General features: G+C 37.3%; 1 protein-coding gene. It reads right to left on the bottom strand.

Annotated elements, in window-relative coordinates; genetic code table 11:
* Nucleotides 1-500: 500 nt before the first annotated feature.
* Nucleotides 501-2,226: phosphoenolpyruvate carboxylase (locus tag EGI31_RS14740; protein ID WP_255037946.1), on the bottom strand; the 1,726-nt coding region annotated here is incomplete at its 5' end.

Genomic DNA, 2,226 nt, shown 5'->3' on the forward strand with positions numbered 1-2,226 from the left:
AGTTCATGAAGGTTTCTATTTGTCTTAATATCTCTTAAATTCTTCACTTCCGTAATGTTAAAATAAATTCGTTTTGATTTTTAACATGAAGTGATTTAGAAATGAAGCTCATGAAGGTTTCATTTTATCTTAATTCCTCTTAAATTCTTCATTTTCTTAATGTTAAAAAAGCATAAGTTTTGGTTTTTAACATGAAGTTATTAAGAAATGAAGTTGATGAAGGTTTCACTTTGTCTTATGTCCCTTAAATTCTTCACTTTCTTAATGTTAAAAAAGCATAAGTTTTGGTTTTTAACATGAAGTTATTAAGAAATGAAGTTGATGAAGGTTTCACTTTGTCTTATGTCCCTTAAATTCTTAACTTCCGTAATGTTAAAATAAATTCGTTTGATTTTTAATATGAAGTGATTATGACATGAAGTTCATGAAGATTTTTTACAAAAAAAGGATTAAGAAAATCGAGTTCTCTTAATCCTTTTTAAATATTTGGTAAAATAATATTATGCCGAATTTCTACTCGCATTAATGTTTCCAAAAAGCGATCTGGTTACCATTTTCTCAAAAACTGTTTTGGCGTTTTCGTCTGAATTCTCTTCCACTTCTTGCAAAGCATATTGCTGAATAGCTAACAATGGCAACACGATATTTTCGCGATATTCTACGGACATCATGCTGATAGGGTCGGTTTCCATCAAGAGTTTCTGACCAGAAACTAGGAGCATGTTGGTTATGCTTCTTTGTTGTTCCTCATACAATATATTCCAAAACTCACCGTAAATGGGGTCGTTTTTCATATAAGAAGTCAGCGGGAAATAGGTCTTCGAAAGTGCCATCATGCTATTCTGCATCAAGGTTTTGAAGTACAATGAATTCTCGAAAAGGTCCTTCAATTCTTCCAATTTGCCTTCATCAATTTTTGATTGAAGAGCAGTACCAAAGCCAAAGAATCCTGGAACGTTTTGTTTCAACTGACTCCATGAACCCACAAACGGAATGGCTCGTAAGTCGCTCAATTTGAGCTGACTAGAAGTGTTTCTCTTACTCGGACGGCTTCCGATTTTCGTTTTTCCGTAATATTTCAATGGGCTTTTGTGCTCTAGATAGGACACAAAAAGCGGATGATTTTTTAGTTCTAAATATTTTTTACCCCCAACCTCAGCCAATTCTTCTATCAGGTCACGCTCTTGTTTGCTTATCAGCGACTTATCATCAGTAAATATGTCGTTTATCACACCTGCCGACAATAGCTGTTCGAAGTTGAAAATTGCCTGTGGTTTTGATCCATACATCGACGAAATCGTCTGCCCTTGGATGGTAATCTGAATTTCGTTGTTGGCAATGCTCGGACCTTGTGAGGCGTAAAACTGGTGTGTTTTACCGCCACCACGAGCTGGAGGACCACCTCGGCCGTCGAAAAAGACCACATTTATACCATTTTCCATGGAGACTGCGGTTAGGTTTTCCTTTGCTTTGTAAATCTCCCAGTTAGCTTTTATGTATCCTCCGTCTTTTGTGCCGTCGGAGAATCCCAACATAATGGTTTGAAAATCAGATCGGTATTTTAACTGTTTTTTGTAATATTCTAGGTTATAGAGTTCGCTCATCGACTGTCTCGCTGTGTCTAGGCCTTCGATGGTTTCGAAAAGCGGGACGATGTCGACATTTATTTCTTCAATACCACAGAATTTGAACATGGCCAACACTTCAAGTACCGAACACGAGGAAGTGGAGTTTGAAATAATGTATCTATGGCAAGCCTTCTCGCCATTTTTGGTCTGAATTTCTTTTATGGCCTTGATGGTTTTGAACGTATCTTTTACCAAAGGATCCTCAAATTCGTCTTCGTTTACAGTGATGTCATTATTGGTCAAAAATGCCACTTTTTCTTCATGTGACCACTCGGCGTATGGTTTCTCAGAAACTTTATATTTGCTCACAACAGCTTGAAAGACAGCTTCGTGTATGCTGCTATCCTGTCTGATGTCGAGACTAGCGAAGTGCATGCCAAACAACTTCACTCTTCTGATGAATCTGTCCAGTTCTCCCAAAAACATAGAGTTGTGGTTGCTTACCATTTTGTCTCTAACCTCAGCCAAAGCTGCCAAAAGTTCGGCTGCTGTGAGGTCGTTGTTCAGACCAAACATGTTGGTGTAGATTCGGTTATTGATTTTATCCAAAAGAGGAATAACGCCTTTGAAAGTAAACCTACGTCTGATATCTTTGAAA

Source organism: Lacihabitans soyangensis (assembly GCF_024343775.1).
Lineage (GTDB): Bacteria > Bacteroidota > Bacteroidia > Cytophagales > Spirosomataceae > Leadbetterella > Leadbetterella soyangensis.